This window comes from Pseudoalteromonas sp. SW0106-04, from assembly GCF_001293805.1.
Classification (GTDB): domain Bacteria; phylum Pseudomonadota; class Gammaproteobacteria; order Enterobacterales; family Alteromonadaceae; genus Pseudoalteromonas; species Pseudoalteromonas ruthenica.
Genome location: NZ_BCAI01000006.1, coordinates 125,498 through 142,321 on the forward strand (window position 1 = coordinate 125,498; position 16,824 = coordinate 142,321).

Below are 16,824 nucleotides of genomic sequence, written 5' to 3' on the forward strand. Positions count from 1 at the left end.
AGGTCCTTTACGCTAACCGAAATTAAGCAGGGCTAGCAGTTGCTAGCCCTGAGTGCACCGTTTTCGCGCCTAGCCTAGGCGGTAATTGGGCGCTTCTTTAGTAATTTGCACATCGTGTACGTGCGACTCGCCCATACCGGCCGAGGTAACGCGTACAAACTGTGGCTTAGTGTTCATCTCTTCAATGGAGGCCGAGCCAGTTAGGCCCATGGAGCTGCGCAGACCCCCCATTTGTTGGTGGATGATATTGCCAATCGGGCCTTTGTAAGCCACGCGGCCTTCGATGCCTTCTGGTACCAATTTCTCGGCTTCTTTCGAAGTTTGGAAATAGCGATCTGACGACCCTTCTTTTTGGTCCATCGCACCTAATGAGCCCATGCCACGGTAAGATTTATAGTAGCGTCCTTGATACAGCTCAACCTCGCCTGGCGACTCTTCAGTACCCGCAAGCATTGACCCCACCATGACGCACGATGCACCGGCAACCAGCGCTTTAGCAATATCGCCTGAGAAGCGAATCCCCCCATCGGCAATAACAGGAATATCACGTCCTTTAAGGCCCTCAACAGCATCTGAAATAGCGGTAATTTGGGGTACACCACAACCAGTCACGATACGCGTAGTACAGATAGAGCCTGGGCCGATGCCCACTTTCACGGCATCCACGCCAGCATCAGCAAGGGCAATAGCGCCTTCAGCTGTTGCTACGTTACCAGCAACGATTTGTAAATCTGGGTAAGCTGCACGCGTTTCTTTGACGCGGTCAATAACCCCTTGCGAGTGGCCATGAGAGGTATCGATGAGTAGCACATCAACACCGGCTTCAACCAATGCAGCGATGCGCTCGTCAGTACCAGCACCCACACCCACTGCAGCACCGACGCGTAAGCGACCTTGCTCGTCTTTACAGGCGTTTGGTTTGTCCATGGCTTTTTGGTAATCCTTCACTGTGATCATGCCTTTCAGTTTAAAAGCGTCATCAACAACTAGGATTTTCTCAATGCGGTGCTCGTGCATCAGCCCGAGGATCTGGTCACGATCAGCATTTTCGCTTACGGTAACAAGGTCTTCTTTTTTGGTCATCACGCTAGAAACAGGCTTGCTCAGCTGAGTTTCAAAACGCATATCACGGCTGGTAACAATACCCTGAAGGTTATTGTCTTTGTCGGTCACCGGGAAACCAGAGAAGCCTTTCTCAATCGCCAGTGCTTGTGCATCAGCGATAGTCAGGTCCGCTGGTACGGTCACAGGTTGCGACACAACCCCTGCCTCGTACGTTTTTACTTTACGTACATTGGCCGCCTGTTCGGCGATGGTCATGTTTTTATGAATAAAGCCCAGTCCACCTTCTTGCGCTAGAGCAATGGCTAAACGCGCTTCAGTCACTGTATCCATAGATGCAGAAACAAGCGGGAGGTTCAGCTTAATGCCGCGAGTAAGGCGAGTGGTAAGGTCCGCTGTGTGCGGTAGAACAGTAGAATGACCAGGTACTAAAAGTACGTCGTCAAAGGTAAGAGCTTCTTTAGCGATCCTAAGCATTGGCAACTTCTCACGAATTGGTGATTGGATGGAGTTGCGGCGGCATTTTATCAGCGATAATAGGGCGAGTAAATAAAATTCGCCGTTTATTTATGATAAAGTGGCGACAACTTTTTCGCTCTCTTGGGTCGTTCTATGTATTCACAACCCCACGCTAATACGCCAGCTGCCGTATACACCGTATCGCGCCTAAACCGCGAAATCCGAACCGTGTTAGAACGTGGCTTTGCCAGCATAGTACTTAATGGTGAAATTTCTAACTTTGTTGCCCCCGCTTCTGGACATTGGTACTTCTCCTTAAAAGACGATAAATCCCAAGTACGCGCAGCGATGTGGCGCGGCAACAACCGCTATGCACAAATTCGCCCAAAGAATGGCGACCAGGTGCAAGTACATGCACGAGTCTCATTGTATGAACCGCGCGGTGACTACCAAGTCATCGTCGAGCGCATGGAAGCCGCTGGCGAGGGGCTGCTTAAACAACAGTTTGAAGCCTTAAAAATGCGCTTGGCTAGTGAAGGGCTCTTTAACTCTAGTTACAAAAAGCCGTTGCCTAGCAGCATCAATAAAGTAGGTGTTGTCACGTCCAGCACTGGGGCCGCTATAAAGGATATTTTAACCGTATTAAAGCGCCGCGCACCGCAGCTTGAAGTGGTTATTTACCCTTGCCAAGTGCAAGGTGATAGTGCCCATCAAGGGATCATCGATAAAATTGCTCTAGCCAATGCCCGCAAAGAGGTTGATGTATTAATTGTGGGGCGCGGTGGCGGCAGCTTAGAAGACTTGTGGTGCTTTAATCACGAGCAATTGGCTCGCGCTATTTTTGCCAGTGAATTACCTGTGATCAGTGCCGTGGGTCATGAAATAGATACCACTATCAGCGACTTTGTTGCTGATATACGTGCGGCGACCCCCTCGGCGGCGGCCGAGTTAGTGAGTCCCGATAGCGAACAAATTAAGCAGTTTTTAGCGCATAAAAAGCAGCAGCTACACAGCGCATGGCGACACCGCTTAGCGGCCTATCAACAGCAATTGCAGCAACTACAAAGCCGTTTATCACACCAGCATCCAGCTAATCAGTTAATGCAACAGCAGCAGCGTTTAGATGAGTTGCAAATGCGTCTACACCGCGCCATGGAGCAGCGTTTTAACCACCAGCAACAGCACCTTGGCGAGCTTAGTATGCGTTTGCAACGCGCCAACCCAGCACAACGGGTAGCCAGCGCCAAATATCAATTGCAGCAACTGTCGAGCCGTCTAATGGCAAGCCAAAAAGAACAACTCTATCGCGCTCAAAGCGAACTGAGCCACCTCGCTACTCGCCTCGATAGCATTAGCCCTTTGGCCGTACTTGGGCGCGGCTACAGCATTACGCGCGCCGACACGGGAATTATTAAGTCAGTACAGCAAGTACAACGGGGCCAAGTACTGCATACGCGCGTGGCCGATGGTGAGGTTACGACGACGGTGGTAGGCGTTCAACCCAAAGATTAAGACCCTCTTCGGAGCTGCGCGAATTGGTGCGGTGAAACTGCTGCCACCACGGCTGTTCCATTAGAGTATTTTGAATATTGTGCCAATCGTCACGCGGGTCGAGTTCAACGTCTTCTTGGGCTGAGAACTGCAGGCGACACACCGTTTGCTTACATTGGGCGGTATCGAGTTTAATCTTGTACGCCAACCCTTGGCTGTAAACAAAGTCACTCACTTTGGTCTCAACTTCATAGGCCCAAGCTTCGTCTCGCTCTTGATGGGTAAATCGCTCTTTAAGTTCGGCCTCCATGTCACTGGGCGCATCCAGAATATGCTTGTAGGTAGCAATGGTTTGCTTAGCGGCCGCCAATTCGCGGCGTAAAGTATCAATGTCGCTGTTACTGTTAGCGGCACCCTGGGGTTGTTCGGGGGCGACCTCTGGCGTATCGGTAGCGGGTGGCGGCTGCTGTTTTTTTAATGCTGTTTGAGGTGATTCAGGCAGCGCCGCGAGCTGAGGGGGATGAGTTACAAGTTGAGCATCACTTGATGGTGCGGGCTGCGTTGCTGGCACGGGTGATGGCTCGAAGAACACCATATAACCGCCTCCGAAGCCCAACGAGAATGCCCCCAGTGCAGTTATAACAAGTTGTTTATTCATCCCTTTTCACTCTAGTGCCACTACAACATGGCACTAGTATGCGATTGATTCTCTTGTTCGTCATCTAAAAAGTTTTGATTCATGCTTTCCGCTGGACAAGGACAGTCCGGTTTGCCCACCAATTTAGCGGGAACGCCAACGGCGGTCATATGCGGCGGCACTGAGCTCAATACTACCGAGCCGGCACCAATACGCGCACCCTCACCCACTTCAATATTGCCCAGAACTTTCGCCCCGGCGCCAATCAGCACCCCGGCACGAATTTTAGGGTGGCGATCGCCAGACTCGTTACCTGTACCGCCTAAAGTGACCGACTGCAAAATAGATACATTGTCTTCAATCACCGCTGTCTCACCAATAACAATACCTGTCGCATGGTCAAACATGATGCCGTGACCAACACGGCACGCGGGATGAATGTCAACACCAAACACCTCTGAGCAGCGGCTTTGTATAAAACGAGCCAGCTCGATGCGCCCTTGACGCCACAAGCAATGAGCCAACCTGTGCGCTTGAATGGCGTGAAAGCCTTTAAGGTTTAAGATCACCGTTAAATAAGTATCCACCGCCGGGTCACGATCGCGAACGGCTTTAATATCGTTTGCTACATGAGTAAGCATGGTATCGCAGTCCACAAACGCTTGGTCAAATAGCTCGCGAATGGTAAACGCTGACACCACCGCATCGGCGAGTTTGTTGGCCACGATAAAGCTTAGCGCCGAGCCAAGGCATTCATGATTAAGCACACACGAGTATACGTGCGAGGCCAATAATGGCTCTTTAGTTACAACTTGATTTGCTTCTTCTCTGAGCTGCTGCCAGATTTCATGACGCATGGGCATATCCACCAACTTACGAACAACGGACTTGTAATAGACTAAGTGTAACGGATCTGCCCACTATCACGCCATCCCGGGGGCAAATTAGGGTCGTTATCAGATATAACTAAAACAACTAAGGAAAGAACTGTTGTCATTAATGCAAAAATAAAGCTAGGCTAAAGTCATAGCCGCATTGGAGAAGAATATGCCCCAAGCAATTGATAAAAAGAACTTTAATAGCTTTAAAACGTTTTACCCTTATTACTTACAAGAGCACGAAAACCCTGTGTGCCGACGTTTACATTTTATCGGCAGTTTAGTGGTGCTGGCGATATTAGGCTTTGCTGTGTTCAGCGGCAGCTACATTTGGTTGTGGGCGATGCCTGTGGCCGGTTACGGCTTTGCATGGGTGGGTCATTTCTTTTTCGAGAAAAATCGCCCTGCTACCTTTCGCCATCCAGTTTACAGCTTGATTGGCGACTGGGTCATGTTTAAAGATATGCTCATTGGCAAAGTGCCTTGGTAGCCCCAAGCTTTGCCACTAAGAGCTCTAATAGGACGCTACACCCCCACACCAAGGGTTTTTAACAACGCCAACACACTTTTAGCATTATCTGCTAATGCCAACTGCTTATCATGCTCTGAAGTCGCCTGATGCACAGCCGCAATCATCTCGTGCAGCTCTTTTAGTTCATCATCACTAAAGGCACTACGAAGTTGTGGCTTCGACATGGGTAAGGAATTGCTTAAATCAGCAGCAATCTGGGTGATATCGTCGGCGAACTCGCCTCTTAAATCGTTTAGGCTCATTATTCTATCCTGTTATTAAAGGCCTGCGCTTTGTAATGATTTATCAATAAAGGTGCTAATTGTTGGCGGGATCGGCAGTAAATCACCCACCTCCTTTATGGCGCTTTGCTGCAAACTCAATACCGAATTAGCGCTAATAAGTAACTCGGTGATGCTTTCATTCGCTTCAAGGGTTGCTTGCACATTGCCATGAATAGTGCGACGCATCCTATCGGCTTCATCGTGAATGCTGCCTCGCACTTGCGTGCGGATAAGGGCCGCCAAACCAGCCACATCTTCACGTTGCTGTGAGTTGAGATTATCATTATCAGCCAGCTGTCGTTTGCCACGATAACTTTGCTCCGCTTTGGCATACACCTTATGCCAGCGCTCATCAAGCATCGCATAAGCAGAGTGCTCCCACGCATCCACCATGGCCAAACCATTATCCCCAATCGCGGCGATGCCTTTCGAGACTTGCTGATTTGCGGTAATCGCCTGTTGCGGAACGCTAGTACAGCCACCGAGAATGACCGTCGCCAATACCACCGCACTAAACACCCGAGTCATTGTTATTGCTTCCTTTTTTATTATTTGTCCCGCTAATAGAGTAACTTAGTTCGGATGAATTGCCACCTTTAATCACCCTATTTGAGTTAAGTGCACCACTGTGTAGCAGTGCTCATTGCGGCGATAGGGCTTGGATGGATAAAGGAGAAAATGAAGTTGCAGACTGAAGAGCACGACCTGATTTAGTTATGCTCTTCAATTTGGTGCGGTGTCAATGTGACACGAAGCACCTCTTTTTTTACAGTCAAAGATGGATTATTTTTCAGCGCTGCTGCGGTGTAATTCGACATAGTCAATTGCAGCGTTGCGGTATCTATTTCATCATTACTTAACCAGTTGATATCTGTTACCTCTCCTTGGTGAGTCAAGGTAAATAGATTTGTCTGCGGGTACTCATCAAAGGTCGCAACACTTAAATAATATTGATACTTACACACCCCATGTGTTTCGATAAAACATTGCTCTTCATAAACTGGGGCTTGGTACATGCGCACATACAATGATTTATCAACTTGGTTTGAATAATCGTTTACCTCAGTGACAACTCCAAATGAAACCGCTTTTTCAAAATCTCCCTCTAGGGAAGTACATGCACCAAGAAAAACCATACATGCTAATAATGCCAATCTCATCAGGCTCTCCTAGTTCATCGCAATGTAGATAAGATATTTGTAAAGTACCGGTACCCGAGCTGAGTCCTCTTCCATTACGCTCAGTTCCGAACTTTATAGTGCCTTAAAAAATGGCGCAGATCGCACAAAGGTTACAATAAGGAGGCTGTTTAAACAAAGCGCTTCTCGATTATTCTTGAAGCCCCTTGTCACTTTAACTACATGAAGAACAACGTTATTTAAAAGCGTATAAAATAGAGCTCACATAGTGGGCTGCGGCTCATTGCTTAAGGTTGGCTACATTAGGTAAGTTGATATCAAATTTCAGGCATAAAAAAACCCTAGCCAATCGGCTAGGGTTATCAAAAGTGGTACCAGTGGGCGGACTTGAACCGCCACGCCCGAAGGCAACGGATTTTGAATCCGTCATGTCTACCAATTCCATCACACTGGCATCTTTTTTCTTTGACCTTCTCAACGAGAAGATAAAGAAAAACCACTTCAGAGCAAAGGCTTTGTTTATCTGCCTTCATCTCTATGCCGTGCATTATACAAAGAATGAAAAGCGCGGCAAGCGTTTTATGTTATTAATGTGTCAACTGCTGAATAAACAACCAAGCATGAGCATCGATGTTTAACAATATCAGCACTTAGGCATAAAGCGTTTAATAATTGCCTGCATATCAATATTTTCATTGAGTGTGCCATATTGATGGTGGCTTTGTGGCGCTAAGCGCGAGCGCACAAAGGCATCGGCAATTAAGGGGTCGCCGTAAATAAGCAAGGTTGCACCCTGCCAAAGTAGGGCTAAGCTTTCCATAATTTGCCGCGCATGTATTTCAATCGCCCCTTTATCACCAAGCTGGGCCTGTAACTGTTCTAACCGCTCATCGAATTGTGCATACTGCCCCTTAGCCTGCTCTAATTCCCGCAGTAAGGCCTTTAGCGTATCCGGCTCTTTATTCAGCACCCGCAATAAGTCTAAACACTGCACATTGCCCGAGCCCTCCCAAATGGCGTTCACCGGGGCCTCTTTATATAAACGGCTGAGCACATTGTCGTTTACATACCCCACCCCACCAACACACTCCATGGCCTCATAGGTATGTTGTACGGCGCGTTTACAAATCCAATACTTACCGATAGCGGTGGCGCTGCGTACTAACGCTCGATGGTGGTGATCATCTTGGTTATCTAATGCATTAGCGATACGCATAGAGATAGCCAAAGCAGCCTCGGCCTCAATGGCTAAATCGGCTAATACGTTGCGCATAAGCGGTTGCTGGTGCAGACCTTTGCCAAAGGCTTGGCGTTCATGGGTATGCCAAATCGCTTCTTTCGCTGCTTGCGCCATCAGTGCCGAAGAGCCCAGCATGCAGTCGTAGCGCGTTAAAGCCACCATTTGAATGATGGTGGCGATGCCGCGCCCTGGCTCACCCAATAGCCACCCATGGGCGCCGCGAAATTCCACCTCGGAGCTGGCGTTAGATTGATTCCCTAATTTATTTTTAAGGCGCTGGATATGCATTGGGTTCTTGCTGCCATCCTCGCGCCAACGGGGAACTAAAAAGCATGAAAGCTGTTGCTCTACCTGGGCTAACACCAAAAAGCCATCGCACATCGGCGCCGAGCAAAACCACTTATGACCCACAATCTCGTACAATTGCCCCGGCCCGCTCGCAGCTACGGGGGTGGCGTAGGTGGTATTTGCTCGCACATCACTGCCACCTTGTTTTTCGGTCATTGCCATCCCTATGGTCACGCCTTGCTTTTCATACCAAGGCTTATTGCTTTCATCATAGTGACGCGACAAAATCTTGGGCAGCCACCGATCGGCCACCTCTTTTTGTACCGCGATTGCCGGAACGCTGGCGAAAGTCATGGTTAACGGGCAGCCCGAGCCTGGGTCGGCGTGGCTGTGTAAAAAAGCCAGTGCCCCGCGCACCACATGCGCCCCGCTTTTGCTTTCCAACCAAGGTAGCGCACAGTGACCACTTTGCACTGCATGGCGCATCAGTTGATGATAAGCGGGGTGATAATCGACTTGATCAATGCGCTCACCAAAACGGCTATGACTAACAAATTCGGGAAGGTGCTTATTAGCAAGGATGCCGGCCTCTAATAGTGACCCACCTATGCCTTCACCAAAGTTGCAAAGCATGGGCGCCCCCCAACTGCCACCGAACCGCGTTAACCAGTATTGCAACACCTCATCGGCGCTAAAGGCATTGTAATTCGCTAACGGCTTGGGTTGATTAAATACCGAGTGTGTATCTGCTAGGCTTTTGTTATTCATTTATTTTTCTCACAGTGCGGCAGTGGAGTTATGTCACTGACTATAGCAGGTCTGACCACCTTGTCGAGCGAGCACGAAGAGCGTCGCCTTTGTGCAGGGGGTTTGCTACACTGTCGCCGATTTTATCGCTTAGGAATGTTGTCATGTCTGCTGATTATGCACGCACTGGGTTTGCCCGACGTATCGCCTCATTAATTTATGATGGCCTTGTGGTTATCGCATTTGCCATGCTGACCACGGTGGTGTACTTGCTTGTTGTACAAGGCGCTATCTCGCTAGGTTGGTTAAGCTTAGGTGAGGCGGAAGATGTGGCAGCGTTGATTCAACAAAATACCGTTCTCTATGTGCTCCGTGATGTGCTTTTAGTCTTAGTAAGCCTAAGCTTTTTTGGCTACTTCTGGAGTAAGAGTGGGCAAACAATCGGTATGCGCGCATGGCGTATGCAAGTGCGCCGGCTCGATGGCAGCCTTCCAGGCTTTTGGCAAAGCGCATGGCGTAGCCTGTGCGCGTTACTTGGCTTAGGTAATATCCTGGTTTTGGTTGATATAAAGAACAAACGCGCCCTGCAGGACTACTTATCTGGCTGTGAAGTGGTTACCTTAAGCAAAGAAGACAACAAGAAAATTTACCAAGCACTAGATTAAGCAAGGCAAGCGGCGTTTAATTGCGCCGCTTCAGTAGATAGCTTGAGAAGATAATAAACAACATGCTCGGTAGCACCGCCCCCACAAACGCGGGGATCTGATACACCGTCACGATAGGGCCGAAGATACGGTCGGTCAGGTGGAAAGCAATGCCTGTGACCACCCCCATCACAATACGCGCGCCCATGGTTACGGTGCGCAGCGGCCCAAAAATAAATGACAGCGCAACAAGCAGCATCACAGCCAAAGACACGGGCTGCATAATCTTGCGCCATAATGCCAACTCGTAAGCGGTGGTGTCTTGGTCGTTGTGCTGCAAATACTGCAAGTAAGACCACAGCCCTTTGAATGACAAGGTTTCAGGCTTCACCGATACCACTCCTAATTTTTCAGCGGTGAGCTGTGAGTCGTAAAATTGTTCTTCGGCGAAGCTTTCTCTAATTTGTGCCGCATCAACATGTAACTCTTTGACTTTACGCAGCATCCAGCCACCTTCGCGATAAAGCGCTCGATCAGCAAAGGTGATCTTTTCCAGCTCTAAGCCTTTATCAAAGTGATACATACGCACGCCATTGAGTTGCCCTTGTTGGTCAACATCCTCAATGTTGACGAAAACATCACCATCTTTGGCCCACACGCCTTGTTTGGCGCTGTATACATCGCCGCCATAAATAGCATGCGAACGCAGCTGTTTGGCGGTTTGCTCGGCCTTGGGGACGCCCCATTCGGCCATGGCCATCATCAACAAGGCTAATACCACCGCCGTTTTCATCACCGAGGCAATGACCTGTAAGCGTGACATGCCCGCCGCTTGCATCACGACCAACTCGCTGTTTGAGGCCAAAGCCCCAAGCCCTGTGAGTCCGCCTATCAACGCCGCCATAGGGAAAAAGACCACCACATCGCCAGGCACGGTATACAAGGTATATAACAGCGCATCCATAATGTCGTAGCTGCCACGACCCACTGATTTAAGCTGCTCAATAAATTTAATGAGGGTACTGATCCCCACCAGAACCAATAGGGCGAACCCCGTGGTTTGCATAATGCTGCGCCCTAAATACCAATCGAGTGTTTTCATACTGCGGCCTCTCGTTTAGTTAGGATGGAGCGCAGCCACACGCCGAGCGGTCGCCCTTTGATAATAAGAAATGCACCAATAAACAGCGCACTAAGATGCACCCACCATAGGCCAATCGAGGGCGGAATTTTGCCATCTTCCAAGGCAAACTTAGCGGCATTCAATAAAATAAAATACCCTAGGTACAGGCTGATCGCCGGCACTAGCTTGGCAAATTTACCTTGGCGCGGGTTCACCACGCTCAAAGGTACGGCGATAAGCGTTAATAACGGAATAGACAACGGAATAGCCAAGCGCCATTGAAACTGCGAGATAGCCTCATTGCTATCTTGCTCTAACAACTTGGCGGTGGGCACGGCTTCCAGCTTGCGACGCTGGTGTTCAATGGCTTGCTCGCGGATTTGCACCTGATAGCTATCAAACTCGGTATGTTGCATGTTCAGTGCGCGGGCCTGGGTTTCGTAGCGCTGCCCCTGACGCAGGATCAACTGTTGTTCACCGTTGTCTCGCTCGATTACCTGCCCTTGCTCAGCATACACGACCTGAGACTGTTGCTGACCTTCACCCCGAGGCAACTGCGCCACAAACACCTTATTTAAAACGCGTCCGCCATCGTCCATATCATGAATAAAGACCACCGCTTTTTCATTCCCTGTTTCCTGAAAGCGCCCGGCACGCAAGGCAGAAAGACCGGCATCGGCTTGTGCCCGCTCCTTTAACTGGTATTCCTTTTCACTGGCCCAAGGGGCCAAATACAAGGTCATGGCACCGGCTAAAATCGCCAAAGCGGTGCTTGAGATTAAGGTAATACGCACCACATACCATTCACTGACGCCACAGGCTTTAAGGACCGTCATTTCGCTGTCAGCATACACGCGGCTATAAGCGAGGATAATACCTAAAAAGATACTCAGCGGCAGAATCAACGAGGCTAATTGCGGCAGCTTTAGTGCCACCATAGAAAGCACTAATTTTGCAGGAATACTGCCCTCAGATGCATCGCCTAGAATCACGACGAATTTTTGGCTGATAAAAATGGTCATTAAGGTCAAGAAAACAGCAACCTGAGACTTGAAAACTTCAGCGGTTAAGTATCGAAAAATCAGCAATGTCCGCCCCTAAAAACGTCGTGTTTCACTGGCATAGTAGGAAAATTTGAGTAAACTAGTTGTTTTAGTCACTTTATTATATGTCAAGCGCATTAAATATCATACCTAAGGCATGTAATTGTCTACACTTTAGTTAGTGGATTGATAAATGCGTAAATAGTTCACGACAATAGTAAGTAGGTGAACAGCGCCTTGGCTGGCAAACGCCCCAAGGGCTGACTTTTCCTCTAATTAGGAGTCACAATGGAATTTAGCGTAAAAAGTGGTAGCCCAGAGAAGCAACGCAGCGCTTGTATTGTAGTGGGTGTTTACGAGCCACGCCGCTTATCCCCTATCGGCGAGCAACTGGATCAAATCAGTGAAGGCTACATCTCTAACCTTTTACGTCGCGGCGACTTAGAAGGCAAGCCGGGGCAAACGCTATTATTACACCATGTACCGAATGTGCTAAGTGAGCGCGTACTACTTGTAGGTTGTGGTAAAGAGCGCGAGCTAGACGACAAACAGTATAAGCAAATCATTTCCAAAACCATTAATACCCTGAACGAGACTGGGGCCATGGAAGCGGTGTGCTTTTTAACAGAGCAGCATGTAAAAAGCCGTGATACGTATTGGAAAGTACGCCAAGCTGTTGAGACTACACAAGACTGCTTATACACCTTTAACCAGCTGAAAAGTAAAAAAAGCGATCCACGCCGACCACTGCGGAAAATTGTTTTCAACGTACCAACGCGCCGCGAATTGCCGATTGGCGAAAGTGCTATTGAGCATGGTTTAGCTATCGCTTCAGGAGCCAAACTCTGTAAAGATGTCGCCAATATGCCGCCAAATATCTGTAACCCACGTTACTTAGGCGAGCAAGCGAAAAGCTTAGAAGAAGAGTTCGAGAACGTCACCGTTAACTTGGTCGGCGAGCAAGAAATGGAAGAACTCGGCATGCACTCGTACCTTGCCGTAGGCCGTGGCAGTGCTAACGAGTCAGTGATGTCGGTGATTCACTATAATGGCGGCGCAGAAGGCGCGGCGCCGATAGTGTTGGTAGGCAAAGGCCTGACTTTCGACTCCGGCGGTATTTCAATTAAGCCAGGCGAAGCCATGGACGAGATGAAATACGACATGGGCGGCGCAGCTGGGGTTATCGGCACCATGCGCTCCGTTGCCAAAATGCAACTGCCCATTAATGTGATTGGTGTGCTTGCAGGTTGTGAAAACATGCCCAGCTCTAATGCCTATCGCCCGGGTGATATTCTAACTACGATGTCGGGGCAAACCGTTGAAGTCCTTAATACCGACGCCGAGGGACGCTTAGTACTGTGTGATGCCCTCACCTATGTGGAGGCATTCGACCCCGATACCGTGATTGACGTAGCCACCCTTACTGGCGCGTGTATCATTGCCCTGGGTGCTCATGCAACCGGCATGCTCTCTAACCATAATCCTTTGGCACATGACCTTCTCAAAGCCTCTGAGCAAAGTGGCGATCGTGCTTGGCAGCTGCCGCTATGGGATGACTATCATGAGCAGTTAGAAAGCCCGTTTGCTGATTTCACTAACTTAGGCGGTCGCGCCGCAGGCACTATTACCGCTGCCTGCTTCTTATCTAAGTTCACCAAAAAGTATAACTGGGCGCACTTAGATATTGCCGGTACGGCATGGCGCAGCGGCGGCAAAACCAAAGGCGCCACGGGGCGTCCTGTGCCAATGCTAACGCAATATTTGATTAACCGCGCTGGGGTATTGGATAACCCGCAAGATTAATCACTGCGATATCACTTCAAGCCCCTTTTTTAAGGGGCTTATTCATTGATGCAGGGGCGTGATTGTGTCAAAATTGGCGGATTAACGAGCCGCGTAGAGGGCGCAATGCACGCGTTATTTTACCTGCTAGAACATGCCGATGAGCCGGGCAGCGACGTACCGGCTCATTTTGATCTTGGCGCTCGCTTGGCGTGCGAGCAATATCGCCAAGGACAACGGGTATTTATCTTTGTTGATAATCGCGACGATGCTCATCTTGTTGATCAGCACCTATGGGCATTTGACGCCGATAGCTTTGTGCCCCACAACCTCCAAGGAGAAGGGCCTCGCGCTGGTACCGCTGTGGAGATAGGGCAAACCCCGCCTGTGTCACGGCGCAGTGTACTGATCAACTTAGCATCAAGCGTGCCCGATTTTATACGTCGCTTTGATACGGTGTTTGACTTTGTGCCAGCCGATGACACACGCAAACACCAAGCACGAGCAAGATATAAGCAGTTACGCGACTTAGGCGCGCAGCTGGCAACACAAAAAGTTTAAGTTAAGGTTCTGGGCAATGGATAAAACCTATAATCCGCAAGATATTGAACAATCCCTCTATCAGAAGTGGGAAGAAAACGGCTACTTTAAGCCAAGTGGTGAGGGCGACTCATACTCAATTATGATCCCACCACCAAATGTCACCGGCAGCCTACATATGGGCCACGCCTTCCAGGACACCATCATGGATACCTTAATCCGTTTCAAGCGGATGCAAGGGAATAACACATTGTGGCAGGTTGGTACCGACCATGCTGGGATCGCGACACAAATGGTGGTCGAGCGTAAACTCGCCGCCGAAGAGGATAAAACACGCCATGACTTAGGTCGTGATGCCTTTATCGATAAAATCTGGCAATGGAAGAATGAATCTGGCGGCACCATCACCAAGCAGCTGCGCCGTTTAGGCGCCTCGGTGGATTGGGACCGTGAACGCTTCACTATGGATGACGGCCTATCTGAAGCGGTTAAAGAAGTCTTTGTGCGCCTGTATAAAGACGACTTAATTTATCGTGGTAAGCGCCTGGTTAACTGGGATCCAAAACTACACACCGCGATTTCTGACCTTGAAGTTGAAAACAAAGATAAACAAGGGCATATGTGGAATATGCGCTATCCGTTGGCCGATGGCGTCAAAACTCAGGATGGCAAAGATTACATCGTCGTCGCCACCACTCGCCCGGAAACCATGCTCGGCGATACTGGTGTGGCCGTGAACCCTGATGACGAGCGTTACCAGAACCTCATTGGCAAAGAAATCTTGCTGCCTATCGTCAACCGCCGTATTCCTATCGTTGCCGATGAGCATGCCGATATGGAAAAAGGCACCGGCTGTGTGAAAATCACCCCAGCGCATGACTTCAACGACAATGAAGTCGGTAAACGCCACCAGTTGCCGATGATTAACGTATTCAACAAAGATGCGGCAATTCTAAGCGAAGGCGAAACCTTTACCTTTGATGGCAAACCACTGCAGTTAGATGCCCCTATCCCTGAGCGCTTCCACGGCTTAGACCGTTTTGATGCGCGTAAGCAAGTGGTTGCTGAGTTCGAGCAGGCTGGGTTATTAGAAAAGATTGACGATCACAGCTTAACCGTGCCCTACGGCGATCGCTCTGGGGTGGTGATTGAACCCCTACTTACCGACCAATGGTATGTGCGCGTTGCACCACTGGCCGAGCCAGCTATCAAAGCCGTTGAAGACGGTGATATTGAGTTCGTACCAAAGCAATACGAAAACATGTACTTTTCTTGGATGCGCGACATTCAAGACTGGTGTATTTCACGCCAGCTATGGTGGGGCCACCGTATTCCAGCGTGGTACGACAACAACGGCAACGTGTATGTTGGACGCGATGAAGCAGAAGTGCGCCGCGAGCATAACCTCGATGACGATGTCACGCTCAGCCAAGATGACGACGTACTCGATACTTGGTTCTCATCAGCATTGTGGACCTTCTCAACCCTTGGTTGGCCGAACAACGTTGAAGACTTAAAAGTATTCCATCCGTCTAACGTGTTGGTCACTGGTTTCGACATCATTTTCTTCTGGGTTGCCCGTATGATTATGATGACTCTGCATTTCATCAAAGATGACAATGGCAAGCCTCAGGTACCATTTAAAACCGTGTATGTGACTGGCCTGATTCGCGATGAGAATGGCGATAAAATGTCGAAGTCTAAGGGCAACGTGCTTGACCCACTGGACATGATTGACGGCATCGATTTGGAAAGCCTAGTGACTAAGCGCACCGGCAACATGATGCAGCCACAACTGGCAAAGAAAATCGAAAAGAACACTCGTAAAACCTTCGCTGAGGGCATTGAGCCGCATGGCACCGATGCCTTGCGTTTCACTCTTGCAGCCATGGCGTCAACAGGTCGTGATATCAACTGGGATATGAACCGCCTAGAAGGTTACCGTAACTTCTGTAACAAGCTGTGGAACGCTAGCCGTTACGTGCTTATGAACACCGAAGAGCAAGATTGCGGCTTCAACGATGCACAGCGCGAGTACTCGCTGGCGGATCGCTGGATTCAAGGGCAGTTCCAACAAACCGTGAAAACCTTTACTGAACACTTGGACAACTACCGTTTTGACCTTGCTGCTAACACAATTTACGAGTTCACCTGGAACCAGTTCTGTGACTGGTACCTCGAGCTGACTAAACCGGTGTTATTTAAAGGCACCGAGATCCAGCAACGCGGCACCCGTCATACGCTGATCACTGTGCTTGAAGGGCTACTGCGTTTGATGCACCCGCTAATGCCATATATCACCGAAACTATTTGGCAGCGTGTGGCTCCGCTTGCAGGTATCAAAGCCGATACCATTATGACCCAAGCGTTCCCTGCGTTTGAGCAAGATAAAGTCGATAGCACCGCGATGGCTGATTTAGAGTGGATGAAACAATTTATTGTCGCCATTCGTAATATTCGCGGTGAAATGGACATTAGCCCAAGCAAACCATTGAGCGTGTTGCTTGCTCAGGCTTCTGCCGAGGATACTCGTCGTTTACAAGAAAATCAGACTTTCCTAGCCGCTCTAGCCAAGTTAGAAGATGTGACCGTGCTTGATAACGTCGACGACGCGCCAGCGTGTGCGACCGCCTACGTGGGTCAACTCGAGATCATGATCCCCATGGCCGGGCTGATTGATGTAGACGCTGAGTTAGCACGTATTGCTAAGCAATTGGAAAAAGCTGAAAAAGGTCTGGCTCAAGTTGAGAAAAAGCTCGCTAACGAGAAGTTTGTCAACAATGCGCCTGAAGCCGTACTTGAAAAAGAAAAGTCGAAGCTTGCAGAGTACAGCGAAGCCAAGGCGAAGTTGCTCGAGCAAAAAGCAAAAATCGAAAGCCTGTAAAAACTATTAGGCAACAATCTTAACGCGAGCTCAGGCTCGCGTTTTTTATGTCCCCGCCCCATACAAACAAGC

The 16,824-nt window shown here is 49.3% G+C and carries 15 protein-coding genes and 1 tRNA gene; 6 read left to right on the plus strand and 10 right to left on the minus strand.

Annotated features, from left to right (window positions below; translation table 11 throughout):
• Nucleotides 1-69: 69 nt before the first annotated feature.
• On the minus strand, nucleotides 70-1,539 hold the full coding sequence (gene guaB, locus W04_RS08910) for an IMP dehydrogenase (protein ID WP_022944336.1): 1,470 nt from the start codon (nucleotides 1,537-1,539) through the stop codon (nucleotides 70-72).
• A gap of 135 nt (nucleotides 1,540-1,674) precedes the next feature.
• Between guaB and xseA the strand changes: the two genes are divergently transcribed.
• Nucleotides 1,675-3,033 (plus strand): exodeoxyribonuclease VII large subunit, encoded by a 1,359-nt coding sequence (gene xseA / locus W04_RS08915; protein ID WP_053910585.1) that lies wholly within the window; start codon nucleotides 1,675-1,677, stop codon nucleotides 3,031-3,033.
• On the opposite strand, the gene W04_RS08920 is transcribed toward xseA, so the two are convergent.
• Nucleotides 2,996-3,670 carry a hypothetical protein gene (locus tag W04_RS08920; RefSeq protein ID WP_053910586.1) on the minus strand — a complete coding sequence of 225 codons (675 nt, stop codon included), beginning with the start codon at nucleotides 3,668-3,670 and terminating at the stop codon, nucleotides 2,996-2,998. The genes xseA and W04_RS08920 overlap by 38 nt on opposite strands.
• Before the next feature lie 20 nt (nucleotides 3,671-3,690).
• A complete protein-coding gene (cysE, locus tag W04_RS08925) occupies nucleotides 3,691-4,506 on the minus strand; it encodes a serine O-acetyltransferase (protein WP_045979543.1) in 816 nt (271 codons plus the stop codon).
• Between the two features lie 190 nt (nucleotides 4,507-4,696).
• Between cysE and W04_RS08930 the strand changes: the two genes are divergently transcribed.
• Entirely contained in the window at nucleotides 4,697-5,017 is a 321-nt protein-coding gene (locus tag W04_RS08930) for an Mpo1-like protein (RefSeq protein WP_045979544.1), read from the plus strand.
• A gap of 35 nt (nucleotides 5,018-5,052) precedes the next feature.
• Here the strand turns inward: W04_RS08930 and W04_RS08935 are convergent, their stop codons facing one another.
• From W04_RS08935 to W04_RS08955, 5 genes are all read right to left on the minus strand, one after another.
• Entirely contained in the window at nucleotides 5,053-5,301 is a 249-nt protein-coding gene (locus W04_RS08935; RefSeq protein ID WP_022946281.1) for a hypothetical protein, read from the minus strand.
• A 15-nt stretch (nucleotides 5,302-5,316) separates the two neighbouring features.
• Nucleotides 5,317-5,850: a hypothetical protein gene (locus tag W04_RS08940; protein WP_053910587.1), complete on the minus strand. Its 534-nt coding sequence runs from the start codon at nucleotides 5,848-5,850 to the stop codon at nucleotides 5,317-5,319.
• Between the two features lie 182 nt (nucleotides 5,851-6,032).
• Entirely contained in the window at nucleotides 6,033-6,482 is a 450-nt protein-coding gene (locus tag W04_RS08945) for a hypothetical protein (protein WP_053910588.1), read from the minus strand.
• A gap of 348 nt (nucleotides 6,483-6,830) precedes the next feature.
• A tRNA-Leu gene (locus W04_RS08950) sits at nucleotides 6,831-6,915 on the minus strand.
• Between the two features lie 189 nt (nucleotides 6,916-7,104).
• Nucleotides 7,105-8,757 (minus strand): acyl-CoA dehydrogenase family protein, encoded by a 1,653-nt coding sequence (locus W04_RS08955; protein ID WP_053910589.1) that lies wholly within the window; start codon nucleotides 8,755-8,757, stop codon nucleotides 7,105-7,107.
• A 143-nt stretch (nucleotides 8,758-8,900) separates the two neighbouring features.
• Between W04_RS08955 and W04_RS08960 the strand changes: the two genes are divergently transcribed.
• Nucleotides 8,901-9,401 (plus strand): RDD family protein, encoded by a 501-nt coding sequence (locus tag W04_RS08960; protein ID WP_053910590.1) that lies wholly within the window; start codon nucleotides 8,901-8,903, stop codon nucleotides 9,399-9,401.
• Between the two features lie 16 nt (nucleotides 9,402-9,417).
• Here W04_RS08960 and lptG read toward each other — a convergent pair whose 3' ends face one another.
• A complete protein-coding gene (gene lptG / locus W04_RS08965; protein WP_053910591.1) occupies nucleotides 9,418-10,482 on the minus strand; it encodes an LPS export ABC transporter permease LptG in 1,065 nt (354 codons plus the stop codon).
• Nucleotides 10,479-11,591 carry an LPS export ABC transporter permease LptF gene (gene lptF / locus W04_RS08970; protein ID WP_022946286.1) on the minus strand — a complete coding sequence of 371 codons (1,113 nt, stop codon included), beginning with the start codon at nucleotides 11,589-11,591 and terminating at the stop codon, nucleotides 10,479-10,481. Before lptF ends, lptG begins: the two co-directional genes overlap by 4 nt.
• A gap of 243 nt (nucleotides 11,592-11,834) precedes the next feature.
• Here lptF and pepA point away from each other — a divergent pair, with 243 nt between their 5' ends.
• The 3 genes from pepA to W04_RS08985 all read left to right on the plus strand — a co-directional run bounded on the left by pepA (nucleotide 11,835) and on the right by W04_RS08985 (nucleotide 16,752).
• Nucleotides 11,835-13,349 carry a leucyl aminopeptidase gene (gene pepA, locus W04_RS08975; RefSeq protein ID WP_053910592.1) on the plus strand — a complete coding sequence of 505 codons (1,515 nt, stop codon included), beginning with the start codon at nucleotides 11,835-11,837 and terminating at the stop codon, nucleotides 13,347-13,349.
• Between the two features lie 105 nt (nucleotides 13,350-13,454).
• Complete coding sequence (locus tag W04_RS08980) at nucleotides 13,455-13,889, plus strand: DNA polymerase III subunit chi (RefSeq protein WP_053910640.1); 435 nt, start codon at nucleotides 13,455-13,457, stop codon at nucleotides 13,887-13,889.
• Between the two features lie 16 nt (nucleotides 13,890-13,905).
• Entirely contained in the window at nucleotides 13,906-16,752 is a 2,847-nt protein-coding gene (locus W04_RS08985; protein ID WP_053910593.1) for a valine--tRNA ligase, read from the plus strand.
• Nucleotides 16,753-16,824 lie beyond the last annotated feature (72 nt).

Excerpts from the sequence above, each read along its gene's own strand:
- W04_RS08920 (WP_053910586.1), bottom strand. The coding sequence starts at position 3,670 with ATGAATAAACAACTTGTTATAACTGCACTGGGGGCATTCTCGTTGGGC.
- guaB (WP_022944336.1), bottom strand. The coding sequence starts at position 1,539 with ATGCTTAGGATCGCTAAAGAAGCTCTTACCTTTGACGACGTACTTTTA.
- W04_RS08935 (WP_022946281.1), bottom strand. The coding sequence starts at position 5,301 with ATGAGCCTAAACGATTTAAGAGGCGAGTTCGCCGACGATATCACCCAG.
- W04_RS08960 (WP_053910590.1), top strand. The coding sequence starts at position 8,901 with ATGTCTGCTGATTATGCACGCACTGGGTTTGCCCGACGTATCGCCTCA.
- xseA (WP_053910585.1), top strand. The coding sequence starts at position 1,675 with ATGTATTCACAACCCCACGCTAATACGCCAGCTGCCGTATACACCGTA.
- W04_RS08945 (WP_053910588.1), bottom strand. The coding sequence starts at position 6,482 with ATGAGATTGGCATTATTAGCATGTATGGTTTTTCTTGGTGCATGTACT.
- W04_RS08980 (WP_053910640.1), top strand. The coding sequence starts at position 13,455 with ATGCACGCGTTATTTTACCTGCTAGAACATGCCGATGAGCCGGGCAGC.
- W04_RS08940 (WP_053910587.1), bottom strand. The coding sequence starts at position 5,850 with ATGACTCGGGTGTTTAGTGCGGTGGTATTGGCGACGGTCATTCTCGGT.
- lptG (WP_053910591.1), bottom strand. The coding sequence starts at position 10,482 with ATGAAAACACTCGATTGGTATTTAGGGCGCAGCATTATGCAAACCACG.
- W04_RS08930 (WP_045979544.1), top strand. The coding sequence starts at position 4,697 with ATGCCCCAAGCAATTGATAAAAAGAACTTTAATAGCTTTAAAACGTTT.
- W04_RS08955 (WP_053910589.1), bottom strand. The coding sequence starts at position 8,757 with ATGAATAACAAAAGCCTAGCAGATACACACTCGGTATTTAATCAACCC.
- pepA (WP_053910592.1), top strand. The coding sequence starts at position 11,835 with ATGGAATTTAGCGTAAAAAGTGGTAGCCCAGAGAAGCAACGCAGCGCT.
- cysE (WP_045979543.1), bottom strand. The coding sequence starts at position 4,506 with ATGCGTCATGAAATCTGGCAGCAGCTCAGAGAAGAAGCAAATCAAGTT.
- W04_RS08985 (WP_053910593.1), top strand. The coding sequence starts at position 13,906 with ATGGATAAAACCTATAATCCGCAAGATATTGAACAATCCCTCTATCAG.